The following is a 26,933-nucleotide window of genomic DNA, read 5'->3' as shown; positions in this document are numbered from 1 at the left end:
GCACTGACGCGAGGTCAGTCCGCCGCGGTCATCCGAACTGGCCGGGCTGGTAGTCGCCCGCGGGCTGCCGGACGATGACGTTCATGCGGTTGTAGGCGTTGATCAGCGCGATCAGGGACACCAGCGCGATGAGCTGCTCCTCGTCGAAGTGCTTGGCGGCGTTCGCCCAGACCTCGTCGGACACGCCCCCGGCGGCGTCGGCGATCCGGGTGCCCTCCTCGGTCAGCTCCAGCGCGGCTCGCTCGGCGTCGGTGAAGACCGTGGCCTCCCGCCAGACCGCGACCAGGTTGAGACGGAGGGTGGACTCACCGGCGTGCGCGGCTTCCTTGGTGTGCATGTCCGTGCAGAAGCCGCACCCGTTGATCTGGCTCGCACGGAGCTTCACCAGTTCCTGCGTCGTGCGGGGCAGCGACGAGTCCGACACGACCTTGCCCGCCGAGTTGATGTGCCGCGCGAGCTTGGCCGCGAGGGGGTTGCTGTAGAAGTTCAGACGAGCGTCCATGGTGGTCTCCTCGTTGCGTCGGTCGGTACACAGCCTTGACGGACCGGCGCGGCGGGATGTGACACGGCGGCAGGGCCCTCGGATGTGACCTGCGTCTCCCGGCCGGACGCACGCAGCGGATGCGGCGGGGGCGGGGCGGTCGCAGCATGAGAGGCAGAGGTCTCGCCTCAGCGCCGAGCCGGGGGACACCTCGTGCCCTCGGCCCGATACGGCGGCTCAGGCCGCGGAGGTGTCCGATGGCTCCATCCGATGCGACGCGCGGCCCCGGCGGAACCGGGACCGGCAGGACCCCGCCGTCCGGCGCGTCCGTCCGTGAACCGCCGCACTCCCGCGGTGTCTTCCTCGGGTTCGCCCCCTGGATCGTCTTCGACGTCGTGGCGAGTCCCAGTACGTGGAAGTACGCCGCCCTGGCCGCGCTCGTCACCGCGCTGGTGCTCAACGTCCCCGAACTGCGGCACGGGACCCTCAAGATCCTGGAAGCGGCGGGTGTGGTCTTCTTCGCCGTCGTCTGTGTGCTGGGACTCGTGCTGGACCGTCAGGAACTGCTCTGGCTGGAGACCTACGCGCAGACCCTGTCCAACGGGGTGATCGCCGCCGTGGCGCTCGGGTCCCTCGCCTTCACGCCGTTCACCGAGCAGTACGCGCGCGAGTCGGTGCCCCGTGAGTACTGGGACTCGCCGGTGTTCCGGCGCACGAACCGTGTCCTGACGGCGATGTGGGGCGGGGTCTTCCTGGTCACGGCCCTGCTGGGGCTGCTCGCCCTGCGGGTGGCGTCGGGGGTGGACTGGCTCAACTGGGTCATCCCGATCGCGATGCTGGTCGCGGCGGTCCGCTTCACGAAGTGGTACCCGGAACGCGTCCGGGCGAGGGCGCGGAACCGGACCCGGACCCCGTCCCGGGAAGGTCCCGCGGGCCGAGGGGGTGACCGCGTTCCGGGAGAGGGGCCTCGCACGCTAGGGTGAGCGGCCATTCGTGCAGGTGAGGGGCAGGGGAGTCGGATGCTGGATCACTCGGAGGACAGGCTTCTGGAGGAGGCCCTCGGCGCGATCGCCGGACAGGGGCGGCTCGGCGCGAAGTTCGCGGCCAGGTTCCTCAAGCACGACGTCCACGAGATCGAACTGCGGCTGCCGCTGAGCTTCGACCTCGCCCTCGAACGCGTCCGCGGGAGCCTGGTCGAGTCCACGGGCGGCACGGACCCGTCACTGCTCCAGTCCGGGACGGACCGGGTGGCGCTGCGCGTGATGTCGGGGGCGGGCTTCGCCGCGATGAACCCGGTCGTGGTCACGGTCACCGTGACCCGGGTCGAGGAGGAGAGCACCGGGATACGGGTGCGGGCGGCGGCCAAGGAAGGCCTCATCAAGCAGCACGCGGGCGAGAAGACCGCGCGGCTCGTGGCGTCGGCGCTGGAGGACCGACGCGGGTGACCCCGGCCGGACCGGCCGCCGTCGCGCGCGCCTGAGCCCGCGTCCATGTCTGCGCCCTTGCCGGTGCCGGCGCGCGTCCGTGCCCGGGCCGGCGCGCGTCCGTGCCCGGGCCGGCGCCCGCGAAGGAGTAAAGAATCCGCATGGTCCGGTCCAAGGGGGAATCTGGTCTAGGCCAATCCATTGACATGAGCGCAACAGCATCACGAAGCTGGGGCGAACCCCCCTCTCCCCTGGAGGCACGCAGTGAGACCTCTTCGCGCATGTCTGGGCGCGGTCGCGGCCGTCGGACTCGCCGCGGCGGGCACGACCGCACTGGTCGCCGGCAGCGCTTCCGGTGCGACCTCCGCACTCGCCGACCGCTGGTACGCCGCGGCTCCCTATCTGATGCCGCTCGACAACGACCCGCCGGACGCGGCCGCCATCATGGACGCCACCGGTCTGAAGGCGTTCCAGCTCGCCTTCGTGCTCGCCCCCAACGGCGGTGGTTGCAGCCCCACATGGGGCGGCACAGCCGCGGTCTCCTCGGACACCGCCGTCCAGTCGGTCGTCAACACCATCCGTGCCAGGGGCGGCGACGTCTCCGTCTCCATCGGCGGGTACGGCGGCACGAAGCTCGGCCAGGCGTGCTCGGACCCGACCGCCACGGCGGCGGCGTACCAGCAGGTCATCACCAAGTACGGACTGCACGCCATCGACTTCGACCTGGAGGAGCCGGAGTACGAGAACACCGCGGCCATCAGGAACGAGATCGGCGCCGCCAAGATCCTCCAGCAGAACAACCCCGGCCTGTACGTCTCCGTCACCACCGCGGGCACGGCGGACGGTACCGGCTGGTTCGGCAAGCAGATGCTGCTGGAGGCCAAGTCGCAGGGGTTCACCCCGAACAACTTCTCCATCATGCCGTTCGACGGCGGGTTCAACGGCGCGGCCTCGCAGACCGGCGCGCTCACCAACTTCAACCAGATCCTGCAGTCCACCTTCGGCTGGGACCAGGCGACCGCCTACGCCCACGAGGGCTTCTCCGGGATGAACGGGCGCAGCGACACCGGCGAGTACTTCAGCCAGGCCGACTTCCAGACCGTGCTCGACTACGCCACCGGGCACCACATGGACCGCTTCACGTTCTGGTCCCTCAACCGCGACCGGCAGTGCACCCCGGCCGACAACGGCGGCCGCACCTCGGGTACTTGCTCCAGTGTCGCGCAGAACTCCTGGGACTTCGCCAGGTATTCGGTGCGGTTCGCCGGCGTGACACCGCCCACCTCGACTCCCACGCCGACTCCGACGCCCCCGGGGACGGGGTGCAAGACGGCCTGGAGCTCGACCGCCGTCTACACGGCCGGCAACGAGGTGTCGTACAACAAGCACAACTGGAAGGCCAAGTGGTGGACCCAGAACGAGACTCCGGTCGCGTCCGACTGGGGCGTCTGGCAGGACGAGGGCGCCTGCTGAGGTTCTGACGGAAACGGTGGTGCGGGGTTCCCGGAGGCAGCTCCCGGGAACCCCGCCCCGCCCCGCTGCGCGCTGCGCGCTGCGCCGTACGTCCGTCGGCGGCGGCCGTTGGTCCCCGCGTCCCCGGCCCGAGTCCGCGGCCCGCGGGACGGATCAGTCCGCCGGTCCGGGTGCCAGGTGCGCGTCCAGCCAGTCGAAGACACGCTGTTCGAACAGCGCGCGGCCCATCGGCTCGCAGTGCAGATGGGCGCCCTCGGCCTCGGTGAAGCAGACCAGCGCCTTCGGGCCCGGCAGCGCGTCGTAGAGCCGCCGCGACGCGCCGGGCCAGAGGTGCTCCCCGTCCGGGACGGTGATCAGCAGCGGGGTGGTGATCCGTCCGGCCACCGGGGTCACGTCGTACCGGGCGACCTCGGCCAGCAGGTCGTACGGCGAGTCGACCGCGTACGGCCGGGCCCGCCGGCGCCACGTCGCGGCGAGCGCCGGGTCCGCGTCCAGAGCCTCGCGCACGACGCGGTCGAACGTGTCGCGGTCCCCGGAGTCCCACAAGGCGCGCAACTCCGGGCCGAGGTGGTGCCACCAGCTCTCCGAGACGTCGACGACACCCGGATCGGCGACCGCGGCGGCGATCCGGTGCTCGAACGCGAGCGCGCGCGGAACCCAGTATCCGGCCTGGCCGACGCCGGCGAGCGCGATGCGATCGGTGTCGACGTCGGACCGCGCGGACAGGTGGTCGACGATCGGCGTGACGACCTTCTCCCAGTCCGGACGGAACGTCACCCCGTGGTCGAACAGCATGGACTGCTGACCGGGCCCGTCGAACAACAGCGCGCGGTGCCCCCGGGCCACCGCGGGTGCGCCGAGATGCGTCCAGGCGGTGCTGATCGTGCCGTCGCCGCCGTTGTTGACGATGACCGTCGGCAGCGGGTCCGGACGGTCGGCCGGGCTCACCAGGTAGCCCGGCAGCGTCCTCCCCTCGTACGGGATCGCGACCCGCTCGGCCGGAGGGTCCCATGCCCGCGCGAACCGGTCGAAGCAGTCGCGGTGCTCCCCGAACACCTCGCGCAGCCGTGTCCGAGGGTCGTCGCACGCCTCGACACCCACGAGCGCCAGGCCGAAGTATCCGGCGGCCCGCAGGAACGCGTCCCGGGCGGTGGCCGAGCGCCCACGGGCCGCGCTCCTCTCGCCCTGCTCCCGGACCCGGCGGCCGAGCGCGGCCCAGGTCCAGAACCAGGTCTCCCCACTGGCGTCCGTCACGCCGGCCGCGGTCGCCAGCACCTCGCCCACGTCCGCACCGTGCCGCCAGGCGGAGCCCAGCGCGGTGAGGATCTCGTAGTCGAACTGGTCGTTCTCGTTGAACCGGTACGCCATGGCGACTCCCGTTGCCCCGCCGTCGGACGCCCCGAGGCCCGTGACCGCACGGCTTCAGGCTACGAGTCCCCCCGTCGCCCTGCATCCGGCGACGACCGCCACCACGTGCGCGGGGCCACCGCCGGGTCGAAAATGAGCAGAGGCCCGGCCGCCGAGCCGCCACGGCGCCTGCCGAGAGGACCGTCCCCATGAGCCCCATGTGCCCCATGTGCCCCATGAGCCGCAGGAGCCGCAGGAGCGCGCCGCCATCCCCGTCCCGGGCGGACCGGGCCGCGCGGGCCGGTGCGGGCGGCGAGCGGGTATGAGGGCCGGGGCCGCCGGTTCCGCGGTCGTACGGCGGTCCGTACAGGTCACCTGCTCGGCGAGCGTCGGCTTCTACGCGTTCCTCTACGGTCTCCACCAACCCGTGGCGGCGCTGTACGCGCTGTTCACACCCATCGCGCTCGGCCTGCTGTCCAGCATTCCCGGGACCGGCCGGCGCCAGGCGTGGATCACGCTGCGGACCCTGCCGTTCGGACTGGCACTCGTCGCTCTGGGCACGGCACTGGCGCAGTCCACGGCGGCCGCCGTGGCGGGCATGCTGGTCGTCGGATTCCTGCTGGGTTTCAGCGTGGTGGCCGGACCTCGCGCGGCGGGACCCGCGCCCGGACTGCAACTCCTCTACATCCTGGCCTGCTTCCCGCCCTACGCTCCGCAGACGCTGGCCGGCCGGCTGACGGGAGCCGGCGTGGGCGTCGTCCTCCTCGCACTGTGTCAGGCGTACCTTCTACGGGGTCCGCCGGCCAGGAGCTTTCGCGCCCTGCTCGCCGACGCGCTGGAGACGGGCGCGATCGCGACGGCCGATCCGGACCGCGTCCCCGTCGCGAGGCTGCGTGAACTCAGCCAGGGGATGAGGCTGTCGCGGGTCGCGCCCGGTGAGCGCCCCGCCGGCCCGGGCCGCGGTGACCGGGCGCTGGGACAGGCGGGCGGCGCGGCCCGCCGCGTCCTGGACCAACTGGCCTCGCAGTCCGAGCTGAGCGCGTCCGAGGGAGTGCCGCCGGGCACGGACCGGACGTCCGCGGCGCTGCGGGCCCGTGTCGCGGGCACGTGCGCCGACACGGCCGCGGCCCTGCGGGCCGGCCGGCCGCCGCCGTCGGCCGAACCGCTGCGGAAGGAGATCCAGGACTTCCAGGCGGACCGGATCCGTCGCGCGGCCGACCCCGGGGAGCGGGGCGTGGACAGCCGTGTGCTGCGGCGGCAGGCCGCGGTGCTGACACTCGCGGAGTCGGCGTGGATCGCGGTGGCCGCCGTGGGCGTCGCCGCCGCCGGACACCGCGGCGCACCGCTCGCACCCCGTGAACTCTTCTGGTACGTGGATCTGTCAACGGCGCGGTTGTGGGCCCGCCGGATCGCGGGCAACGCGACGCACCGCTCGGTGTGGTTCCAGAACGCCGTACGAGTCGCGTGCGGACTCGCCGTGGCCCGGCTCGTCGCCGGCACCCTCGACCTCGCCCACGGATTCTGGGTCCTGCTGACGGTCCTCACCCTCGCGCGCACCACGGTCGGCGCGACCTGGCGCGCGGTGCGCGAGGCGGTGGCGGGCAATCTGGTGGGAGCCGTCGTGGCGGGTGCCCTGCTCATCGCCGTCGGACGGCACCTGGACGCCTGCGCCGTCCTCCTCGTACCGGGCATGTTCATCGCCTTCGCCCTGGGCCCGCGGCTCGGAGTCGCCTACGCGCAGGGGCTGTTCACCCTGGTCGTCTCCCTCGCCTTCGCCCAGATCACCCCGACCACCTGGCGGCTGTCGGAGGCACGCCTCGTCGATGTCGTCACCGGCAGCGTCATCGGCCTGCTGTGCGGGCTGCTGGCCTGGCCGGCGGGGGCACGGAAGGAGGTCCGCCGGACCATGGCGAGTCTGCTGCGCTCCTGCGGGGCGCTGGTACCCGCCACGGTCGAGGCGCTGCTCGATGCGCCGGGGGCCGACCCCTGCGCGCCCTCGACCTGGCGCACCCTGCATCACCTGCGGCTGGCGGAGGCGGCGTACGCGCAGTTCCACAGTGAGCCGCCCGCCGCCTGGGAGGAGGTGCAGGCCGACTGGCACGGGGTGCTCGTGGTGGCGTACCACACCGTGCTGGGCGCCCAGCGGCTTCCCTGTTTCGAGGTACCGCGGGCCGATGTGCCGCCGGACGCGTGCGCGTGGGCGCGCCGAACGGCGGCCGAGCTGACGACCGACGTGGACCGCATCGCCCTGCACTTCACCACGGAGAAGCGTCCCGGACCCGGCCGGCGTCCCTGCGCTCCACCGCTGCCCCGGCACCATCCGGGGCTGCCCACCCTCGTGGATCTCGAAGTGTGGCTGACGGCGATGGACCATCAACTCCGCCGCATCGAGGCTTCTCTCACGGTGAAGCCATGAAGCCACGGATCCATGAGTCTGTGACGCGATGAGTGTGGGGCGCCGTAGATCCGAGACGCGGTGGATCCGACGCCATGAGCCGTCGCGCCATGCAGCCATGCAGCCATGCAGCCGTGGCGCCGTCAGCCGTCAGCCGTCAGCCGTCAGCCGTCAGCCGTCAGCCGTCAGCCGTCAGCCGTGGCGCCGTCAGCCGTCAGCCGTCAGCCGTCAGCCGTCAGCCGTCAGCCGTGGCGCCATGGAGCCGTGGAGCTGTGGCGCCATGGAGCCGTGATGTCCTGGCGCCGCGACGGTCACCGGAGAGGCGGACCCCCGCCCGTTCCGTTCACTGGCGGCGTGGGGGCGCCGCGTTTCCCGCCGGGGATCCGGACCCCTGAGACTCGACCACGTCCACGTCGCTCGCCCGGACGAAGGCGATCCGGTGGCCGAGCTGGATCTCGTACCACTCCTCGTGGCCCCTCACGACCGGGCTCGGCGCGGCACGGAACTCCGACCTGTCGATGTGGGACCCGACGAGGCGGGCCTGCGTCGCGTACCGCTGCCCCGCGAGGAAGTGGTACGGCAGCGGCGACTCGGGCTGCTCCGGCACGCCGTCCGGGTAGGCGTCCTTCTCCGGGAGAGCACGTCCGTAGACCGGGACCTCGTCCAGGCCCGCCTTGGGAGTCACCATCCGGCCGCTCGCGCCGACGGCGGTGGGGTGGTTCCGCGAGTTCCTGAACCACGCCCGCTGCCCCTGGTACCAGATCGCCGTCCAGACGCCCTCGCGCCCGGCGACCGCGAAGGTCTGGCCCGCCGAGACCCGCGCCCCCAGGTCGTCGACGTCCTCCGTGGAGGCCTCGCCTCCCGGATGCCGGCCCGGGTCCTGGACGAGCGGGGCGTTCTCGTCCGGCTCGGTGCGGAGGCGCACCGCGCTGGAGCCGTGCGGCGCACACGGCACGCCGACCTTCGCGCAGCCCGTGAACTCCGGCTTGTGGGTGGCGTAGTCCGGCAGCACGGTCACCATGTCGCTGTCGGCCGCGGCGGTGGCACGCAGGGGTGCGCCGAGGAGGTCGAAATAGTGCCGCCAGTCCCAGAAGGGTCCCGGGTCGTCGTGCATGCCGGGAATGGAGGAGGCGGTCGGAGCCGGTACGTTGTCATGGCCGAGGATGTGCTGCCGGTCGAGCGGGATGTCGTACTTCTTCGCCAGGTAGCGCACCAGACGGGCCGAGGTCCGGTACATCTGTTCCGTGTACCAGGTGTCGGGCTGTTTGAGGAATCCCTCGTGCTCGATGCCGATCGAACGGGCGTTCACCATCTGGTTGCCGGAGTGCCAGGCCATGTCCCTGACCCTGACGTGCTGGATCACACTGCCGTTGCTGGAGCGGATCGAGTAGTGCCACGACGGCTCCTTCGGATTCTGCACGGTCCGCAGCATCGACGGCAGGTAGGCCTCCGTGTCGTGGATGACGATGTAGTCGATCTTCTGGTCCCGGGGCCGGTCGGCCAGGTCGTGGTTGCCGTAACTGCCGTCGTCCGTCCGCACGTACGGTGCGCCCAGCCAGTCGCAGGCCAGCTCCGGCGGGCATTCGACCTCCTTCGGACGGTGCGCCTTCTGCGTGTCGGTGCCGCGGAGGCGCACGCGCGGGCTGGCGGGAAGGGTGACCTGCTCACCGGCGTCGGTGGTGCGGTGCGCGCCCTGGCGGATCAGCGAGAAGACGTCGTTCGCGTACGTCGCGGCCGACGCGGCGTCACTCGTGCCCGAGAAGCGCGCCACCGCGTCCCACCACTCCTGCGGGTCGGCGCTGAGCGGCTTGCCGAGCTGTCGCTGCGCCGCGGCCAGGAGCGCCGCGCCGCCGCGCACGTTGGCGGCGGTGTCCGTCCGCAGCTGCCCCGCCGGGGCCCCGATCAGGAGGGCGGCGCGGCGCAGGTCCGCCGGCTGCTCGGAGCGGCTGCCCGGGGTGTTCCGCGCGGGGGCGCCGGACGGCCCCGCCGCGATCGCGGGCGAACCGGCCCGTCGGGTGTCCACCAGATGCATCGGACCGTAGCCGCCGGCGACACTCGGGGTGCCCGGCCGGGAGTCCCACCGCGACTGCAGGTACGAGACGCCCATGAGCACGCTCCGCGGCACGTGGTACTCGTCCGCGGCATCAGTGAAGACGTTCTGCAGCTTCCGGTCGGACGCCGGGCCGGCGCAGGCCGGGGCACCGGTCAGCAGCGGCACCAGGAGAGCGGCGGACGCGGTCATGCGGACGGTCCGGCGGCGCCCTCGTCCGGCGCTGGGGATTCGGCGGGCGGCACGTCTGTTCATCGCGGGGGGATCTCCAACCATGCTCGGCGCGGCCAGGACAAGGAGTTGCCTCGTGCACCACCCCCTGTACGTTTCCGTGCCCGACACGCGACGGCGCGGCGAGCGTCACCGGTGTGGACCAGCGGCACGGCAGAGGCCACCCGGTCGGCGGCAGATCCGTTCGATCTGATGGATGGTCAGCAAGAGACCCCCTCCGCTCGCGCGCGGGCGAGGGGAACGGGGGGTACGACGGCACGGCATGACGGGTGAGGTGACGGACTGTTATGGCGGGCCGAATGGCTGAATGGCTGACGGATCGAAGTGATCGAAGGGGTCGGCAGGCTGGCGAATTGACGGGTCGACGGGCTGACGGGTCGACGGGCTGACGAGCTGACGGGTCGACGGGCTGACGGGTCGACGGACGGACCGCCGGCTCAGTCCTGGACCGGGTCCGGGCGCCAGTCGGGGTGGCCCGGCATGGGCGGCGTGCGTGCCCCGTACAGCCACGGGGTCAGGAAAGCGCTCAGGTCCTGGCCGGCGACCCCTGACGCGAGCGCGACGAAGTCCTGGGTGCCGACGGCGCGCCCCTGATACGTCGTCACCCAGGACCGTTCGATCCGGTCGAAGGTTTGTTCACCGACCTTCTCCCGCAGGGCGTAGAGGACGAGTGCCGAACCGTCGTACCGCATCTGCTTGAACAGATGTGCGTCCGACGAGGGTTCGGCGGGCGCCCCGTCGTCATGACGCCACTGGTCGTGCCGTTCGTACGCCGTCCGCATCGCGCTCTCGAAGCCGTCCCCGCCATGGGTGCCGGAGTACAGGCGTTCGTAGAAGCGGGCGTGACCCTCACTCAGCCACAGGTCGGACCACCGCCGGACGGCGACGCTGTCGCCGGTCCACTGGTGGACCAGCTCGTGGACGAGGTTGCGCTCGGCGTCGATCCGGTCGCCCAGCAGGTCGGCTCTCGGCAGCACGGACAGGGACTGCGTCTCCAGGGCCACCGGCAGGTCGGTGTCCGCGACCAGGACGCCGTAGCGGCGGAAGGGGTACGGGCCGAGCCGCCGTTCCAGCCAGGTCAGGTGCTCGGACGTGAGCGCGCGGTACGCCTTGGTGCCGGGGACCAGGCCGTCCGGGACCACGTCCTGGAGGGGCAGCCCGTGCGGGCCCGTGCCCGCGACGAACGCGAACTTCCCGATCGCCATCTGGATCAGCTGGGCCGCGACCGGATGCTCGGAGTCGTACGTCCAGCGGACGTGTCCGTCGGGTCGCCGGACGCGCTCGACGAGCTTGCCGTTGGCCACCGCGCCGAGGCCCGGTGGGGTGGTGATATGGAAGGTGACCGGCGCTCGCAGGCTCGGGTGGTCGTTCACCGGGAAGATCATCTTGGCGCCGTCGGGCTGCGGGTAGAGCACGGTGCCGTCGGGTGTCGGCACCCAGCCGTACTCCGCGATGGCGTCGCCACGGTGCCGTTGCAGGGTCGGATCGGCGGTGTAGTCGACCCGTACGGTGAAGGCGCCGCCGTGCGGGATGGGCCGCGCCGGTGTGACGACGAGTTCGTCACCGTCGCGCACGGCGCGCGCCGGCGTGCCGTCGACGGTGACCTCGCGCAGCGCGTTGCCCGCGAAATCGAGGTCGAAGCGGGAGAGGGCCTGCGTGGCGGTGGCGTCGATGGTGGTGCTCGCGGCGAACGGTGTTCTGGGGGCCGTCCAGTCGAAGTCGAGGGTGTAGCGCCGGACCGTGTAGCCGCCGTTGCCGTCGAGCGGCATGAGCGGGTCGCCGATGCCCGGGGCGCCGGGGGAGGGGACGGTACCGGGCGAGGCGGGGGGCGCGGGCGAGGGGCCGGGGGCGTGGGTGCCGGGTCCGGCGGAGGTGGGGTGGTCCCGGGAGGGGAGGACGCCGGCCAGACAGACCGCGGCGGCGATGCCGACGGCACCGGTGAGGGTGAGGGCGACGACCGTACGGCGGGAGCGGGGGTCCCGGTGGGCGCGTGCCGGCGGTTCCACCTCCCGCGGGGGTGGTGTGAGCGGCGCGTTCACCGGAGGGACCGGCCGGTGTCGCCGCACGCACGGACCGGCGCGCACGCGGCGTGCGCCGGGTCGGGGGACGCGGGCGGGCGTGGACACGCGGCGGCCGGGCGCGGGCGTGTGGCCGCGGGCGTACACGGGCAGGCGCGGGTGCCCACCGGTCGGCTGACGGGGGTGGCACCGGGCCGGTGGATCGGTGGGGGCGCCGGCCGGTGGGCCGGCGCGGTCGTCGGCCGCTGGACACGGCCGCCGGTCCACGGACGCACATGGCTCACGGTCCCGCGTGGGACGTGGCCGGCGGCGGTCGCGATCTTCATGGCCGCACTATGACACCAAGAAGTGACAAGAGTGGCTTACCTCCTCATATCATCCGCTCGCATGGACTATCCGGGTGCCGGGTGCCGGGTGCCGGGTGCCGGGTGCCGGGTGCCGGGTGCCGGGCGTGAGGCGTCGGGCGTCGGGCGTCGGGCGTGAGGCGTGAGGGTGGCCGCGGTGGACCAAAGGGTCCGCTCGTCCGTGGAACGGCGGCGAGCTCGCGGATGAACAGCCGGCCCCGCGATCCTTCGTGCCGTGGCGCCGTGGCGCCGTGGCGCCGTGTTGCCGTGCGTCCGCGCCGTGGTGCCGTGCGCCGTCGCGACCGCCGTGTGCCGGGGCTCGCCGTGGAGCGGGTGGCGCCCCTCGGACACCGGGGCCTGCGGCGGGCGGCCGGCCGGGAGGTGAGCCGGAGGGGTGAAGTGCCGGGTCGGGCGGAGCCGCCCCGTGGGTGGCCCATGGCCGCCCGGGATCACCAGTGCTAGAAAGGTCACATGGCGAATCGTTTCGCCGGATTTGGACGGTTTTCGCTCAGGCCACTGGTCAGCAAGAGCCCGCGCAGCGTAGCCGGGCAGGTGTTGGTTCTCCAGGTGGCACTGGTCGTGCTGCTCGTGGCCTTCGGCGTCCTCGGACTCGCCCTGCAGTCGAAGCGCGACACCGACGCCGAGGCCAGACGGCGATCCCTGGCGGTCGCGGAGACCTTCGCGCACTCTCCCGGTGTCGTGGCGGCGCTCGACAGCCCCCAGCCGAGCAAGATCCTCCAGCCGCTCACCGAAGCCGCGCGCAAGGCGGCCGGTGTCGACTTCATCGTGGTCCTGAACACCAAGGGGATCCGCTACACCCACCCCTTGCCCAGCCTGATCGGGAAGCGGTTCGTGGGCAACATCGCGCCCTCGCTGGCCGGGAAGATCTACACGGAGAGCGTCAACGGCCCGCTCGGCCGTGAGGTGCAGGCCACCGTTCCGGTCAAGAACGACGACGACAAGGTGGTCGGTCTCGTCTCCGCCGGGATGAAGGTCAAGAACGTGAGCAACCAGGTGGCCCGGCAACTGCCGATCATCCTGGGCGCCGGGGCAGGCGCGCTCCTCGTGGCCACCGGCGGCACGGCGCTGGTGGGCAGACGGCTGCGACGGCAGACCCACAGCCTGGCCCCGGCGGAGATGACCCGCATGTACGACCACCACGACACGGTGCTGCACTCCGTGCGTGAGGGTGTGCTGATCATCGGCGGCGACGGGCGGCTGCTGCTGGCGAACGACGAGGCCAGACGGCTGCTGGCGCTGCCCTCGGACGCCGAGGGACAGTTCGTGTCGGAGCTGTCGAGCCTCGACGAGGAGACGGTCGAACTGCTCGTCTCGGGACGCCTGGCCACCGACGAGGTGCACTTCGCGGGGGACCGACTGCTGGCGGTCAACCAGCGTCCCACGGACCGCGGCGGTGGCCCCAAGGGCACGGTGGTGACGCTGCGGGACTCGACCGAACTCCAGGCGGTGACCGGCAGGGCGGAGACCGCGCGTGAGCGGCTCAAGCTCCTGTACGACGCGGGAGTCCGCATCGGCACCACCCTGGACGTGCTGCGCACGGCCGACGAACTGGCGAGGGTCGCGGTGCCCCGCTTCGCCGACTTCGTCACCGTGGACCTGGCCGACGCGGTGCTGCGCGGCGAGGAGCCCGCCCTCACGGCCACCGGCATGCGGCGCACGGCCGTGTGCGGGATCCGCAAGGACCACCCGCTCTACGAGAAGGGCCGGCTGATCGACTTCGTGCCCTCCACACCCCAGGCGCGCGGCTACGGCACCGGCCACTCCGAGCTGGTGACCGATCTGTCCACCGCCACGGGCTGGCACGCGCAGGACCCGGCGCGCACCAGGCGGATCATGGACTACGGCATCCACTCCCTCATCGCGGCTCCGATCCAGGCCCGCGGCGTCGTGCTGGGCATGGCCAACTTCTGGCGCTGCGAGCAGCACGAGCCCTTCGACGACGAGGAGCTGTCCCTCGCGGAGGAGCTGGTGGCCAGGGCCGCGGTCAGCATCGACAACGCCCGCCGCTACACCCGCGAACACGCCCTGGCGGTCACCCTCCAGCGCAGTCTGCTGCCGCGGGCCCTGCCCGAGCTGAGCGCGCTGGAAGTCGGCTACCGCTATCTCCCCGCCCAGTCGGGCGTCAGCGGAGACTGGTTCGACGTGATTCCGCTGCCGGGGAGCCGGGTGGCGCTGGCCGTCGGTGACGTCGTCGGTCACGGTCTGCACGCGGCCGCCACGATGGGGCGGCTGCGGACCGCGGTGCACAACTTCTCCACCCTCGATCTGCCCCCCGACGAGCTGCTGAGCCATGTGGACGACCTGGTCGGCCTCATCGACCAGGACGAGGCGGGTACGGAGAGCGCCGTGGGGGTCGTGGGCGCCACCTGCCTCTACGCGATCTACGACCCGGTGACGCGGCGCTGTGTCATGGCGAGCGCGGGTCACCTGGCCCCCGCGCTCGTTCACCCCGACGGGACCGTCACCTTCCCGGACCTGCCCGCCGGCCCCCCTCTCGGTCTCGGCGGCATGCCCTTCCTGACCACCGAGCTGGAGCTCGCGGAGGGAACCCAGCTGGTCCTGTACACCGACGGTCTCATCGAGGACCGCCGGCGCGATCTGGACGTGGGGATGGACCTGCTCGGCGCCGCCCTCGCGGGTCATCCCGACCGGACGCCCGAGGAGAGCTGCGGGGCCGTGCTGGAGGAGCTGCTGCCCGGGCGTCCCAAGGACGACGTGGCCCTGCTCATCGCCCGCACCCGGGGTCTGCCGCGCGACCGGATCGCCGACTGGGACGTGCCGCTCGACCCGGCCGCCGTCGCCGGAATGCGGGACGCCCTGTCGCAGAAGCTCGACGAGTGGGGCCTGTCCGAGCTGGGCTTCGGGATGGAGCTGGTGCTGAGCGAACTCATCACCAACGCCATCCGCTACGGCTCCGAGCCGATCCACGTACGGCTGATCCACGACCGTACGCTGATCTGCGAGGTGGCCGACGGCAGCAGCACCTCTCCGCACCTGCGGTACGCGGCGACGATGGACGAGGGCGGCCGCGGTCTGTTCCTGGTGTCGCAGGTGACCGAGCGCTGGGGCACCCGGTACACCCCCCAGGGAAAGGTGATCTGGGCCGAACAGGCGCTGCCGGCGAACCTCGGGGAACCGGCCCAGGAGCCCGCCGGGCAGGAAGACCCGGTCTAGCGTTCCTGCCCGTGGCTCCCGCAGTCCCGGTCCCGGTCGGGGGCGTCGCCGGGGATGCGGTACGCGGCCAGGGCGGCGGTGTCGTCGTCGAGGTTCCCCCCGGTGTGCGCCAGCAGGTCCTGGTGGAGGCTGTCGAGGAGTTCGCGGGGCGGGAAGCGGCACCAGGACCGGACGCGTTCCGCGAGGGGGTAGAAGTCCCCTGCGCGGTCCCGTGCCTCGGTGACCCCGTCGGTGTACAGCAGCAGCTGGTTGCCGGGGTGGAAGGGCACGACCTCCACGTGGTAGTCGTCCCCGGCCAGAACGCCGAGGTTGAGGGGGAGCGAGGGGTCGGCCGAGTCCAGCTCGGTGACGCTGTCGCGGGCGATGAGCAGCGGCGGCGGGTGGCCGCAGTTCACGATGCGGACGACGGGTTCGGCGTCGGGAATCTCGGCGAACACCGCGGTGACGAAGCGTTCCGCGCCCTCGCTGCCCGGCAGCTGAGCGGCTCTGCGGTTCATGCTCTTCTCGACCCGGCGTGCCACCCCGGCCAGATCGGGTTCGTCGTGGGCGGCCTCGCGGAAGGCGCCGAGCATCGCCGCCGCCGTCTCCACCGCGACCAGGCCCTTGCCGCGTACGTCGCCGATGAGCAGACGGACCCCGTACGCGGTGGGCACCGCCTCGTACAGATCGCCCCCGATGCGTGCCTCCGCGGCGGCGGACAGGTAGAGGGTCTCCACGCAGATCTGGCCGAGTCGGCGGGGCACCGGGCGCAGCAGCACGCGCTGCGCGGTCTCGGCGACGGAGCGCACGGTGGCGAGGGTCCGTTCCCGGCGGATCCGGTGGGCGGCCAGGATCGTGCCGAGGACACCGACCAGGGCGGTGGAGATGTACGAGGCCACGTAGTGGCGCTCCCACAGATAGCCCACCGAGCGGCCCGCGCAGCACGGGGTTCCGGCCAGGACACCCTCGAACACCACGGCGAACACCGTGACGGCGGCGACGACGGCGGGGCCGTGGGCGTAGGCGGCGACCAGCGGGAGGGCGATGAGCAGGAAGCTGACCGGCCACTGCACCGGGGTGACGGGTTCGAGCAGCAGGAGAAAGGCGACGTAGAGGGCGGGCAGCCAGCGCATCCACAGAGGCGTCGCGGGCCCCTCCAGACCTGTGGCACTCGACCGCTCGGCGCGGCGCCGTCGCGCACCGCGGGTCCCGGGCCACCTCACTGCCCGCTCCGGCGGGGGACCGGCGCCGACAGGAGCGGCCGGCGAGCCCCGGCCGGGTACGCGGAGGCGGAGTCCGGGCCCGGACGGAGGCCCTGGCGGATCCACTCAAGCGGCCTGTGCACGAGAACTCCTGGCGGGCTTGTTCAAGACAACCGCCCTGATGCGGCTCAACAGCTCGACCCGATCATGGCTCCGGCACGGGCATGTCAGGATCTTTGGGGCAATCCTACGACGCGGAGATCCCCCCGAGGGGGCCGAACCGCATACGACGGGAGGAATCGCCCCACGGTCGCGGGCCCGTCGGCCACACCGGACCGGCTCCTCCCCTCGCAGGTCCCGGCGTTTCGGCAACGCGGAAGATGCCCACCGCCCACCGCCCACCGCCCACCGCCCACCGCCCACCGCCCTCAGGGCCCCGGGCCCCGGGCCCCGTGGGCGGTCGGTCCCGTGGGCGGTCGGTCCCGGGCCCCGGGCCGCCGCCCCGGCACCGTGCGCATCGGGCGACCAGGCAGGAACATGTGGAGGTAGCGAGGATGGGAGCCATGGCTGCTGGTCGAGACGATTCGGACGCGCCGCCGTCCGCGGGACCGCGCGCCGCCTTCGACGCGTCCAACGACGCGGTGGCGGTGGTCTCCGGCACCGGCGTCGTGGTCGGCTGGACCCGGGGCGCGGAGGCGCTCCTCGGCTACTCCGGTCCCGAAGTCGTCGGCCGCTCCGCCGCCCCCCTGCTGGCGATGCCCGGGGACCCGGCCCGGGTGGCCGGCGTCGCGGACCGGTGCCGGGCGGGCGTGGGCTGGAACGGGCTGATCCCCCTGCGGCACCGCGACGGCACCCGTATCGAGGTCGACCTGCGGGTGTCCGCGTCCTTTCCGCTCGGTACGGACGAGTGCTTCCTGATCTCGGCCCGGGAACAGCGGCTCCGCTGGACGATGGGCCAGTCCGTCCTCGACAGCCTCCTGACCCGCTCACCGGTCGGCATGGCCGTGATGGACCTCGACCTGCGCTACACCTGGCTGAACGACACCCTGGAGAGCCTCGGCGGCGTCCCCCGCGACCAGCGGCTGGGCCGTCGTCCGAGCGACGTGTTGCCGGGAATGCATGCGGACACCATCGAGGCCCTGATGCGCGACGTGCTGATGACCGGGGTCCCGATCACCGACCACGAGTACGCCGGATGGAGTTGGTCCGACCCCCACCGCCAACACGCCTACTCCACCTCCTTCTTCCCCCTGGTGGACGCGGACAACTCCGTCACCGGCGTCTGCTACATGGTCCTCGACGTCACCGAACGATGGAACGCCCGCCGGCTCCTGGCGCTGATCAACGAGGCCGGAACCAGCATCGGCAGGACCCTGGACGTGCTGCGGACGGCCCAGGAACTCGCCGACTTCGCCGTTCCCCGCTTCGCGGACTTCGTCGTCGTCGATCTCCTGGAGCCCGTCCTCAGCGCCGAGGGACAGGGCACATGGCTGTCCGACGCCGGACCCGCCCTCGCCAAGCCGGTGATGCGCCGGGCCGGCATGAGCTCGGCGCGGGAGGGCTGCCCGGAGGCCGTCGCCCGGATCGGCGACAAGGTGGAGTTCGCCCCTCCGCCGCACAGCCTGGCCCTGCTCGTCAGCGGCGAACCGGTCTTCATCCCGGTCCTCGACCCCGACGGCCACCGCTGGGGCGGCGAACAGCCCGCCAGGGCCGCGCGCCTCCGCGAGTTCGGCATGCACTCCCTCATCTCCGTGCCGATGCGGGCGCGCAACACCACCCTGGGCCTCACCACGTTCGTACGGTCGCTGAACCCCGCCCCGTTCCACCAGGACGACGTGCTGCTCGCCCGGGAGTTGGTGGCGCGGGCGGCGCTGTGCGTGGACAACGCCCGGCGCTACACCCGCGAACACACGGCGGCGGTCACCCTCCAGCGCAGCCTGCTGCCCCACGCCCTGACGGGCGGGACCGCGCTGGAGGTGGCCTCGTACTATCTGCCGGCCGACGCGACCGGCGGGGTCGGCGGCGACTGGTTCGACGTGATCCCGCTGTCCGGCGCGCGGGTGGGTCTGGTCGTCGGCGACGTGGTCGGTCACGGCATCTCCGCGGCCGCGACCATGGGGCGCCTGCGCACCGCGGTCCAGACCCTCGCCGACATGGAGATGCCGCCCGACGAACTGCTGGCCCATCTCGACGACCTCGTGCTCCGGTTGAGCGAGGAGGAGACGGACGAGGGCACGGGCGAGGGGGCAGAGCACCGGGCCGTCACGACCTTTCTCGGAGCCACCTGCCTGTACGCCGTCTACGATCCGGTGACGAGGCGGTGCAGCATGGCACGAGCCGGTCACCCGCCCCCGGTCGTCGTCTCCCCCGACGGTCAGGTCCGTTTCCCTGAGCTTCCCGCCGGACCTCCGCTGGGGCTCGGCGGGATGGCGTTCGAGGCCACGGAGATCGAGATCGCCGAGAACAGCCTGCTGGGCCTCTTCACGGACGGCCTCATCGAGGGTTCCGACCAGGACATCGACCGGGGCATGGCCCGTCTCGGACAGGTGCTGTCCCGCTCCGGCACCGACCTCGGGACACTCTGCGAGACCGCGGTGCGAGAACTGGTCCCGGTGCCCCAGCCCGACGACATCGCCCTGCTCCTCGCCCGCACCCACACCCTCGACCCCGACCACGTCGTCTCGTGGGAGGTGCCCCTGGACCCGGCCGCCGTCGGAGAACTCCGCGCCCGGGCGACCCGCCAGATGACAGCCTGGGGCCTCACCGATCTGGCCATGACGACCGAACTCATCGTCAGCGAGCTGGTCACCAACGCGATCCGCTACGCCACTCCGCCCATCCGGCTGCGGCTGCTCCGCGACGCACGCCTGACCTGTGAGGTCTCCGACGCCAGCAGCACCGCCCCGAGGCTGCGGCACGCCCGCAGCACCGACGAGGGCGGCCGCGGCCTCTTCCTCGTGGCCCAACTCGCCCACCGCTGGGGCTCCCGGTACACATCCCAGGGAAAAATCATCTGGGCCGAACAGGAGATCCGGTCACATCGGTGACACCGGTGCCGGACGGGGCACTGGCGAGGAGCGGAAACGTGAGGCCGACCCCCCTGTCACCGAAGGATGTTGACCGCCCGCGCGACCACCAGGACCACGGTCACCAAGGAGATGGAGGACTGCAGCATCATCAGCATCTTGGCCCAGCGCGAGAGCGGCATCACGTCGGTCGGGCTGAAGGCCGTGGAGTTGGTGAACGACAGGTACAGGTAGTCCAGGAACGCCGGTTCCCAGTCGGGCGGCGCGGTCTCCGGGCTCTGCATCTGGACGAAGAGGAAGTCGGCGAACTGGTGATGACCGCGGGCCCGAGCCATCGGACCGCCGCGGTCCCACTCCCAGTACCACAGGGCGAACACGATGACGTTCGTGAGCCAGATCCCGCCGCCGGTCAGCAGCAGCGGCCCCGCGTCCTCGCCCTCGGTGCCGTTCACCAGGCCCGCGACCAGCCTGACCGCCGCCCAGCCGTTGGCCAGGCTGATCACGGAGATCAGGGCCAGGCCGAGCCACCGCAGCCAACGGCTCCGGGGTTCCACCCGCCGGGGGTTCGCCACGATCAGGCCGGCCAGCAGCACCGACTCCAGGGCGGGCAGCACCCAGTACGGCTGGAGGGTGAGCCCGTGCGGCACCGACAACTGGAGGACGACCGCCACCAGGATCACCGCGGTCACCGCCCAGCGCGGCTCACCACGCGTCACCCGGCGCCAGGCAGGCGCGACCTCGCGCTCCCGGCTCTCGAGGAGCCGCTCGATCCTGGCCAGGCGGCTCTCGGCGTCGTTCGTCCCGTCGGTCATGGCGAGAATTGTCCCGGGTCGGCCGCAGCTCGAGAGGCCGGCCTGCCGACCGACGACACCTCCGCCCGGAGCCCGGTGTCGTGTTCCGCACGTCGAACACTATGAACACAACGCCAGAAGCATGGTTCTGGTGCCGTCGCGCTCCCTAGCATCGCCGCCGACGGCGCGGAGAAGCGCCGACGACGACAGGGAGCCGCCCCTTGGACAGGTCGAGAACGCCCGCACCCGCCCGCCGGACGAGCCGCCGCCGGCGTGCCGGAACACTTGTCTCACTGATGGCGGCCGTCACCGCCGCCGTCACCACCGCCCCGCCCGCACACGCGGACGCCCCGCCGCCGACAGCCGTCTCCTGCCCGGCCGGACTCGACGGCCGGGCCACCTGCTACACCGGCACGGACGCCCACGGCGCCGCCTACGCGATCGCCGTCCCCGAACACTGGAACGGCTCACTGGTCGTGCACGCCCACGGTGGCCCCGACCTCGGTGCCGGCTCGGACCCGCAGCGCAGCGTCGACGACCTGGCCCGCTGGTCGGTGATGGTGGACCAGGGATACGCCTGGGCGGGTTCGTCGTACCGCAGGGGTGGCTACGGCACCCGCATGGCCGCCGAGGACACCGAGAACGTGCGCCGCGTCTTCGTCGCCGGCTTCGGCAAACCCAGGCGTACCTACGTGCACGGTCAGTCCTGGGGCGGGAACGTCGCCGCCAAGGTCGCGGAGGTGTACGGCACCCGCGGCGGACCGTACGACGGGGCGCTGCTCACCAGCGGTGTCCTCGGCGGTGGGTCCCGGGGTTACGACTACCGCGTCGACCTCCGGGTGGTCTACCAGTACTACTGCCGCAACCTGCCCCGGCCGACCGAGCCGCAGTACCCGTTGTGGCAGGGGCTGCGCGCGGACTCCACGCTGACGGCGGCCGGGCTGCGCGCCCGGCTTCAGGAGTGCACGGGCAACGCCTCGCCGCCGCAGGAGCGCACCGCCCTCCAACAGCGCAACCTCGACGACATCCTGGCCGTCACCGGTGTCCCGGAGCGCACCCTGGAGTCGCATCTGCGGTTCTCGGTCTTCACGTTCCGGGACATCGTGCGCGACCGGCTCGGCGGCCGCAATCCGTTCACCGACCGGGGCGTGCGGTACTCGGGTTCGCACGACGACAGGGCGCTCAACGCCGGTGTCGAGCGGTTCACCGCCGATCCGACCGCGCTGCGCGACCTCTCGTACGACAGCGACCTCACCGGCAAGGTGGCGATCCCGGTGCTCACCCTGCACGCGATCGACGATCCGACGGCGTTCGTGGAGCACGAGTCGGCCTACCGGGCCACCCTCCGGGGGGCGGGGCGGGACTCCCGTCTCGTGCAGACGTTCACCCACGAGTCCGAACACAGCGAGCTGAGCGACGCCGAGTACGCCAACTCGATCACCGCGCTGGACGGTTGGGTGCGGACGGGCCGGAAACCCACACCGCGGACCATCGCGGCCTCGTGCGCCGCGTTCGACCGGACGTACGTCACGGGCTGCTTCTACGACCCGGACTTCCAGCCGGCCTCCTACGCCTCCAGGGTCCGCGCGCGGCCGGGCGGCTGGCACTGGCCCGCGATGACGGCGGCGCAGGAGAAGCGGTGGAGCAGGATCGACGGAGTCGGCATCGCGCCCTGAGCGATCCGGCCGCACGACCCCCGGCCCCGGCTTCCGGCGACTCCCCGGGGATCCTCGCCGGGCCCGGCGGTCCGGCGCGTACCGGGTTCCCCCTGCCGACACGGTCGATGCCGGTACGTCCGTTCGCACACGGCGGCCTCGGGTTCTCGATGGCGCACAGGTCACCGCGCCGGGGCCGTCAGGGCCGTCGGCCACGGCCCGCTCGATGGGCCTGCCCGGGCGGGGACCGGCGTCGTCGTACAGGCCGCGCGGCAGGGCAGGACCGCCCTTGACGAGCGAGGGCCGCCGGAGGGGAGCAGCCACGTGGACAAGCCTCCGGGGTGCGAGCACGTCCGATCGAGCCGTACGGACCATGGGCTCCGGCCCCCGGTGGGCGACCGGATCAGCGCAGTCCGGCGAACAGGTCGTTCTCGGGCACGGCCGCTCCGGTGGTGTCCTGGACACGTACGAAGGTCTCGACGCCCATCAGGTCGGTGAACTTCTCCTGGCCCATCTTGAGGAAGAAGATGTTCTCGCCCTGGCTGGCGTGCGCGGCCAGCGCGTCGAACTTCTGGCCGCCGAACGCGCCGGTGTCCACCCAGGTGGTGATCTCGTCGTCGGGGAGTCCGATCTCGGCCAGCGCGGCGGCCTCGGCGGGATCCGGCTCCTGCTCGTCCGCACCGAACTCACGCATGGCCTCCCCGAACCGCTGCATCATCGAGCGGGGCGCCGTCGTCCAGTACACCTTCGGTGTCGGCGCGGTCATCGCCAGCGCCGCCATCGTGATGCGGTGGGCCTGGATGTGGTCGGGGTGGCCGTAGAAGCCGTTCTCGTCGTAGGTGACGACCACATCGGGCTGGTAGCGACGCAGGAGTTCCGCGAGCCGGGCGGCGCCCTCCTCCACGGGTGTCTGCCAGAAGGAGCCGGGGGCCTCGTTGGCCGGCCAGCCCATCATCCCGGAGTCGGCGTAGTCCAGCATCTCCAGATGACCGACCTTCAGGACTTCGCAGCTGGCCTCGAGTTCCTGACGTCGCATCAAGGCGACGGCCGCCGGATCATGTCCGGGATCGCCCGGTTTGACACCCCCTGGTCCGTCACCGCAACCGCCGTCGGTGCATGTCACGAGGACCGTGCGAATGCCCTCCGCCGCGTACCGCGCGAGGACCCCTCCTGTTCCGGTGGCCTCGTCGTCGGGGTGGGCGTGTACGGCCATGAGAGTCAAGGGCCGGTCGTTCATGAAACAGTCCTCCTGTGTGAAAGGCCTCGGTCCGAGTCCGCGCGGGCGCACGGGCGGTCGCCCCTCGATAGTGGATGTCGGACGACCGGGCGTACCGCGGCGCCGAGGGCCCCGGATCACATCGGGACGGCCCGTCGCTTCCTGTGCTCCCTGCCCGCGTGCCGCCGGTCTCCTGGCCGGTGCAACAGTACCGACCGGTCCGGCTGTTCCCGCCGCGCACCGGAACATCCCCGGGGCCGGGCCGTCATGGGAGCGTCGGCCCGCTCCGTCGGCCGGGGACGCGGCGGGCCGCCGAGGAAACCGGGAGACCGACCGGCGCTCCGGTCGCTCGTTCAGCGGTAGTCGTCGGGGTGCGACTGCATCCACGTGTTGACCTTGTCCCGGGTGCCGGTCAGCAGGGACTTGTGCTGCTTGAGGTTGGTGTAGGAATGGTCGCCGTGCAGAGTGGTCCGCATGCGCGCGATCCACGTGATCGGGTCGCTGAAGTGGGAGGGGCCCTTCGGGCTGGCCTTCATGGAGTCGTAGAGGTCGTCGAGGTTGCCGGCGACGCGGTCGAGGAAGTACGCGCAGTTGCCCGGGGTGTCGCAGCCGTCGTTGTAGGTCGCCTGGAGCACGGCGAAGGAATCCCTGACTTCCGTCACCGGGGTCCCTGTGGTCGCGTCGGCCGCCGTCGGGGTCGGACTCGTCTCCGAGGGCGTGGTGCGGGGCGCGCCGCTTCGCGTGGCAGGGGTGGCGAGGCTGCTCCCGGCATCGGCCTTGCTGCCGTCATGCCCTGTCGAACAGGCCGTGAGCGAGCTCGTCGCGAGCAGGGCTCCAACTCCGCAGAGTATGAGTGCCGTTCCGCGCATGAGAGGTCTCCGTTGATCGTTGATCGTCTGGTTGATCACGCCTGTACCTTGTCACCGGACACGGCTTTCACGCTCGGTCTTCGGGCACTGCCGGGCCCTCGGCCGGTTGCGGGACCGTCCCGGCGTGGGTCGCACGGCCGGACGCCGGTACCAGCGCATGGACCGGTGGCGCCGGCTTCCGTTTCCCGGGACGGACGTCGAGCGACTCGTCACCCGTTGTTCGGGCACTGCCGGGCCGGCCACGAGAGGCGGGGACCCGGCGCACGGACGGTTCAGGACCCGGCCACCCACGCTCGGCCCGTGTGGACGCCGCCTTCGGCGCGGGAGGTGTTCTCGGTCGCCGTCTTGCCCTGCGTGCCGATGACGCGGAGCGGTTCGAGCCGGGTGGCACCGGCGGTACCGGGCGGAGCCATGAACCAGGGCAGCAGCTGACGGCCGTCCTCGCTGAACAGACTGTGGCAGTCCACCTCGATGACGCCCAGGGGCGTCGACTTGAATACGAAATCGAACACGTGAGCTAATAGGGAAATGGAGCAGACACCCTTCCCTCGTGACCTGGTCCGGTTCCAGGTCGACTGGAACCGCACGTACGACGCCCTCGCCGCACCCTGCCCTGTGACGTACGCCGCGCACCGGCGCCGCCTGCTGCGGCTGTCGGCCCTCCTGTGGCGGCATCCGTTCTGGTCGCGGCCGGGCGGGACGGCGGCCCGCGCGGACCTGCGCCGCGAGGCGCGCCTCCTGGAGCGGCAGTCGTGATCCGTCCCGGCCACCTGAGTCCGGCCGTCGCCCCTTGGCCGATGCTTGAGTCGGCCGTAGGACGTCTGGGCTTCTGACGTAGACTTCACTTACGGATACGTGCGGACTTTTCCATTAGGAGAGGTGGGTGGGAGCCATCATGGCCGAAAAGGTGGCCACCGGCGCCACGCTGCTGTGGGAGCCGCTGCCGGTCGAGCTGATGAACGCCGTCTTCGTCGAGCGCGGCCGTGTCCAGGAGGCTCTCGACAGTGACGTTGCCGCCACGGCCTGGCTGCGCGCGATCGCCGGCCGCCTCGGAGCCGATGCCGCGATCAAGGTCGAGCAGCTGGACGAAGACACGGTTCGTCCAGTCGCCGGGGATCTTCGGGCGTTGCGTGACGCGCTGCGCAGGCTGGCGGCGGAGGTGACCGAGGATCCGCGCCCGCCGGACACCACTCCTGGGCTGACGCGGCCGGAGGCGATCGCCACGCTGAATGCCTCGGCCCGAGCGTGGACGGAGTTGGTCTGGCCTGTCGACGGGCGACCGGCGGGTGTCTTCCGGGGCTCCGGGACGGCTGCCGAGTGCGCCTTGCGGCTCATCGCCCACCAGGCCGTGGAACTCTTCGCGGGACCCGACTGCGCCCGTCTGCGTCCGTGTCTCGCGCCGAACTGCGCGCTCTTCTTCGTCAAGAACCACGCACGACGGGAATGGTGCTCTCCGGCCTGCGGCAACAGGGTGCGTGTCGCCCGGCATTACCGGCGCCACCAGGAAGCGCAACAGAAGTAGGGGGCGCTACGCGTCCGGCCTGGCGCTCGGTGACTGCGCGCGAGGTCGCTTCGCGTCGCGCTCGGGGCGGCGCGGTGGTTCTCGAGACGCGAAGCCGCCTCCCCGGGATCGCTGTTCTCTTCAGCCTCCTCCGCTGCGACTGTTCAGGGCCGAGGGTTGATCGACGGCCCGCGCTCGCCGAGGTTCCCGGGCCGGGCCCACGGAACTCCCTCGTCCCTGAGTCGGCCCCTGGCGGGGCGCATCAGGAGCCTGCCCCGCCCGACTCCGCTCGCCGGTAGCCGACGTATGCGTGTCACCGCGAGCTTCCCGGAACCCCGGTCGCCCCGAAGCCGACGCCTCCGCCAGTGAGGTCGAGCCGGTCAGTCGGTCGGACCGTCGGTCGGTCAGCCGGACGGTGGGCTCGGGCGGTGTTTCTCCTTGAGGCGTCGATCCGGTGGGAGCGGCGCGACTGGATTCGAGAGCGCCGCGGGCCGGAGCCTCGACTGATTCGGCCCGGTCGGCGGGTGCGCCGCAGGTGTCTTCCCGGTCCACTGTCAGGGTCCTCGGGGGCTTCGGACGGTTCGCCGCGTTGCTGGTGGCGGCCCATGCGGCACCCGGTCGCCAGTCGCCGTTCCGCGGCCGTGCGCAAGAAATGGCCACGAGGTGACGGTGCGGGTTCCCGAGTCCGGCAACGCGGTGCGGAGTGGTGCGCCCGAAGCCGAACCGGCGGCGCGCGGCCGTCGCTGACGCCCAGGTCCGGGCCGCGCACGGCCCACGCCGACGCCCCGGTGCCGGCCGCACACGGCTCACGCTGACGGCTTCACACGCCCGGCGAGCCGGTACCTAATGGCAAAGAATCTACTTTCCCGTTTGACGCACGGCGAAGGGCGTGACACCATTTCTAATGGTTGAGGCAGTCGACAACCATTAGTCTTTCGTTGCGAGAGAGGAATCCTCATGTCTACGCTTCCGCAGATCGAACCCACAGGTGCCACCGGCGAGGTGGCGGAGCTGCTCGCAGAGGTGAAGAAGAACATGGGAGCCGTGCCGAACCTGGTCAAGGTCATGGCGGGCAGCCCTGCTCTTCTCAAGGGCTGGCTGGCCCTGTCCGGTGCCCTGTCCGACGGAGTGCTGGCGCCGGCGATCCGCGAGCGGCTGGCCATCGCGACAGCGGAGTTCAACAGCTGTGAGTACTGCCTGTCGGCCCACACCTACGTGGCGGCCAAGGTCGCCAAGGTCGAGGCCACCGAACTCGAAGCGGCGCGCGACGCCAAGTCGGCCGACCCTCGCGCCGCGGCCCTGCTGGCCTTGTCCGACGCGATCATTCGCGGCCACGGGAAGGTCGACCGGACGGTTCTGGCCGACGCCCGTACCGCAGGTGTCACTGACGGCGAAATCATCGAGATCGTGGGTAATCTCGCCCTCAACATCCTGACGAACTACCTCAACAATGTCGCCGACACCGACAACGAGTGGCCGCTGGTCAAGCCCCGCACCCACTCCTGAGCCCCCGGATCACCACCGCGGGCCCACGGCCGCCCGCCGGGGCGGCCCTGGCCCGGGACCCCACCGTCCATCCCCAGAGCCTGACAGTAGCCGCCCCCCACTTGCTCGTACCCGAGCTCTCGCCCGCGCACAACGGAGACCCGAACCAGGTCGCGGACCGCTCGGTGCGGCACTCCCGCGTCGCGTGGCGGATCGACGCCGGCCACCAGGCGTACCGCGGGGCACCAGAG

At 72.0% G+C, this 26,933-nt stretch carries 19 protein-coding genes; 10 read left to right on the top strand and 9 right to left on the bottom strand.

Annotated features, from left to right (window positions below):
* Positions 1–28 precede the first annotated feature (28 nt).
* Positions 29–502 (bottom strand): carboxymuconolactone decarboxylase family protein, encoded by a 474-nt coding sequence (locus GFH48_RS06060; RefSeq protein ID WP_153287268.1) that lies wholly within the window; start codon positions 500–502, stop codon positions 29–31.
* A 236-nt stretch (positions 503–738) separates the two neighbouring features.
* Between GFH48_RS06060 and GFH48_RS06055 the strand changes: the two genes are divergently transcribed.
* From GFH48_RS06055 to GFH48_RS06045, 3 genes are all read left to right on the top strand, one after another.
* Positions 739–1,464, top strand: a complete 726-nt coding sequence (locus GFH48_RS06055) for a DUF3159 domain-containing protein (protein ID WP_228120394.1) — start codon at positions 739–741, stop codon at positions 1,462–1,464.
* Between the two features lie 36 nt (positions 1,465–1,500).
* Positions 1,501–1,926, top strand: coding sequence for a hypothetical protein (locus GFH48_RS06050; protein ID WP_153287267.1), 426 nt, complete (start codon positions 1,501–1,503; stop codon positions 1,924–1,926).
* 243 nt (positions 1,927–2,169) lie between these two features.
* Positions 2,170–3,378 carry a carbohydrate-binding protein gene (locus tag GFH48_RS06045; RefSeq protein WP_194280508.1) on the top strand — a complete coding sequence of 403 codons (1,209 nt, stop codon included), beginning with the start codon at positions 2,170–2,172 and terminating at the stop codon, positions 3,376–3,378.
* Between the two features lie 153 nt (positions 3,379–3,531).
* Here GFH48_RS06045 and GFH48_RS06040 read toward each other — a convergent pair whose 3' ends face one another.
* Positions 3,532–4,746: an alpha/beta hydrolase family protein gene (locus tag GFH48_RS06040; protein WP_153287266.1), complete on the bottom strand. Its 1,215-nt coding sequence runs from the start codon at positions 4,744–4,746 to the stop codon at positions 3,532–3,534.
* 301 nt (positions 4,747–5,047) lie between these two features.
* On the opposite strand from GFH48_RS06040, the gene GFH48_RS06035 reads away from it, so the two are divergent.
* A complete protein-coding gene (locus GFH48_RS06035) occupies positions 5,048–7,141 on the top strand; it encodes an FUSC family protein (protein ID WP_153287265.1) in 2,094 nt (697 codons plus the stop codon).
* Between the two features lie 322 nt (positions 7,142–7,463).
* Here GFH48_RS06035 and GFH48_RS06030 read toward each other — a convergent pair whose 3' ends face one another.
* Positions 7,464–9,362 (bottom strand): N-acetylmuramoyl-L-alanine amidase, encoded by a 1,899-nt coding sequence (locus tag GFH48_RS06030; RefSeq protein WP_153287264.1) that lies wholly within the window; start codon positions 9,360–9,362, stop codon positions 7,464–7,466.
* Positions 9,363–9,838: 476 nt separating this feature from the next.
* The gene (locus tag GFH48_RS06025; RefSeq protein ID WP_228120392.1) at positions 9,839–11,407 is read right to left on the bottom strand and encodes a M1 family metallopeptidase; all 1,569 of its coding nucleotides are present in this window, start codon (positions 11,405–11,407) and stop codon (positions 9,839–9,841) included.
* An 827-nt stretch (positions 11,408–12,234) separates the two neighbouring features.
* Here GFH48_RS06025 and GFH48_RS06020 point away from each other — a divergent pair.
* Positions 12,235–14,958, top strand: a complete 2,724-nt coding sequence (locus GFH48_RS06020) for a SpoIIE family protein phosphatase/ATP-binding protein (RefSeq protein WP_153287263.1) — start codon at positions 12,235–12,237, stop codon at positions 14,956–14,958.
* Here GFH48_RS06020 and GFH48_RS06015 read toward each other — a convergent pair.
* Positions 14,955–16,070 carry a PP2C family protein-serine/threonine phosphatase gene (locus GFH48_RS06015; RefSeq protein ID WP_153287262.1) on the bottom strand — a complete coding sequence of 372 codons (1,116 nt, stop codon included), beginning with the start codon at positions 16,068–16,070 and terminating at the stop codon, positions 14,955–14,957. The two genes, GFH48_RS06020 and GFH48_RS06015, sit on opposite strands and share 4 nt — an antisense overlap.
* Before the next feature lie 632 nt (positions 16,071–16,702).
* On the opposite strand from GFH48_RS06015, the gene GFH48_RS06010 reads away from it, so the two are divergent.
* A complete protein-coding gene (locus GFH48_RS06010; RefSeq protein WP_153287261.1) occupies positions 16,703–19,186 on the top strand; it encodes a SpoIIE family protein phosphatase in 2,484 nt (827 codons plus the stop codon).
* A 56-nt stretch (positions 19,187–19,242) separates the two neighbouring features.
* Here the strand turns inward: GFH48_RS06010 and GFH48_RS06005 are convergent, their stop codons facing one another.
* Positions 19,243–19,977: a DUF1345 domain-containing protein gene (locus GFH48_RS06005; protein ID WP_153287260.1), complete on the bottom strand. Its 735-nt coding sequence runs from the start codon at positions 19,975–19,977 to the stop codon at positions 19,243–19,245.
* Between the two features lie 275 nt (positions 19,978–20,252).
* On the opposite strand from GFH48_RS06005, the gene GFH48_RS06000 reads away from it, so the two are divergent.
* Positions 20,253–21,632, top strand: a complete 1,380-nt coding sequence (locus GFH48_RS06000) for an alpha/beta hydrolase family protein (RefSeq protein WP_228120390.1) — start codon at positions 20,253–20,255, stop codon at positions 21,630–21,632.
* Between the two features lie 382 nt (positions 21,633–22,014).
* On the opposite strand, the gene GFH48_RS05995 is transcribed toward GFH48_RS06000, so the two are convergent.
* The 3 genes from GFH48_RS05995 to GFH48_RS05985 all read right to left on the bottom strand — a co-directional run bounded on the left by GFH48_RS05995 (position 22,015) and on the right by GFH48_RS05985 (position 24,208).
* Entirely contained in the window at positions 22,015–22,848 is an 834-nt protein-coding gene (locus GFH48_RS05995; protein ID WP_153287258.1) for a PIG-L family deacetylase, read from the bottom strand.
* A 332-nt stretch (positions 22,849–23,180) separates the two neighbouring features.
* Positions 23,181–23,489 carry a hypothetical protein gene (locus GFH48_RS05990; protein ID WP_153287257.1) on the bottom strand — a complete coding sequence of 103 codons (309 nt, stop codon included), beginning with the start codon at positions 23,487–23,489 and terminating at the stop codon, positions 23,181–23,183.
* A 479-nt stretch (positions 23,490–23,968) separates the two neighbouring features.
* Positions 23,969–24,208: a hypothetical protein gene (locus GFH48_RS05985; protein WP_407698612.1), complete on the bottom strand. Its 240-nt coding sequence runs from the start codon at positions 24,206–24,208 to the stop codon at positions 23,969–23,971.
* 16 nt (positions 24,209–24,224) lie between these two features.
* On the opposite strand from GFH48_RS05985, the gene GFH48_RS05980 reads away from it, so the two are divergent.
* From GFH48_RS05980 to GFH48_RS05970, 3 genes are all read left to right on the top strand, one after another.
* On the top strand, positions 24,225–24,452 hold the full coding sequence (locus tag GFH48_RS05980; protein ID WP_153287256.1) for a hypothetical protein: 228 nt from the start codon (positions 24,225–24,227) through the stop codon (positions 24,450–24,452).
* A gap of 139 nt (positions 24,453–24,591) precedes the next feature.
* Positions 24,592–25,218, top strand: a complete 627-nt coding sequence (locus tag GFH48_RS05975; protein WP_153287255.1) for a CGNR zinc finger domain-containing protein — start codon at positions 24,592–24,594, stop codon at positions 25,216–25,218.
* A gap of 936 nt (positions 25,219–26,154) precedes the next feature.
* Positions 26,155–26,703 (top strand): carboxymuconolactone decarboxylase family protein, encoded by a 549-nt coding sequence (locus GFH48_RS05970; RefSeq protein WP_153287254.1) that lies wholly within the window; start codon positions 26,155–26,157, stop codon positions 26,701–26,703.
* Positions 26,704–26,933: the final 230 nt, after the last annotated feature.

The sequence above is a fragment of the Streptomyces fagopyri genome, from assembly GCF_009498275.1.
In the GTDB taxonomy this organism is placed as follows: Bacteria; Actinomycetota; Actinomycetes; order Streptomycetales; family Streptomycetaceae; genus Streptomyces; species Streptomyces fagopyri.
The sequence above is the reverse complement of the archived record's forward strand: the minus strand, read 5'-3'. Positions and strand labels throughout refer to the sequence as shown.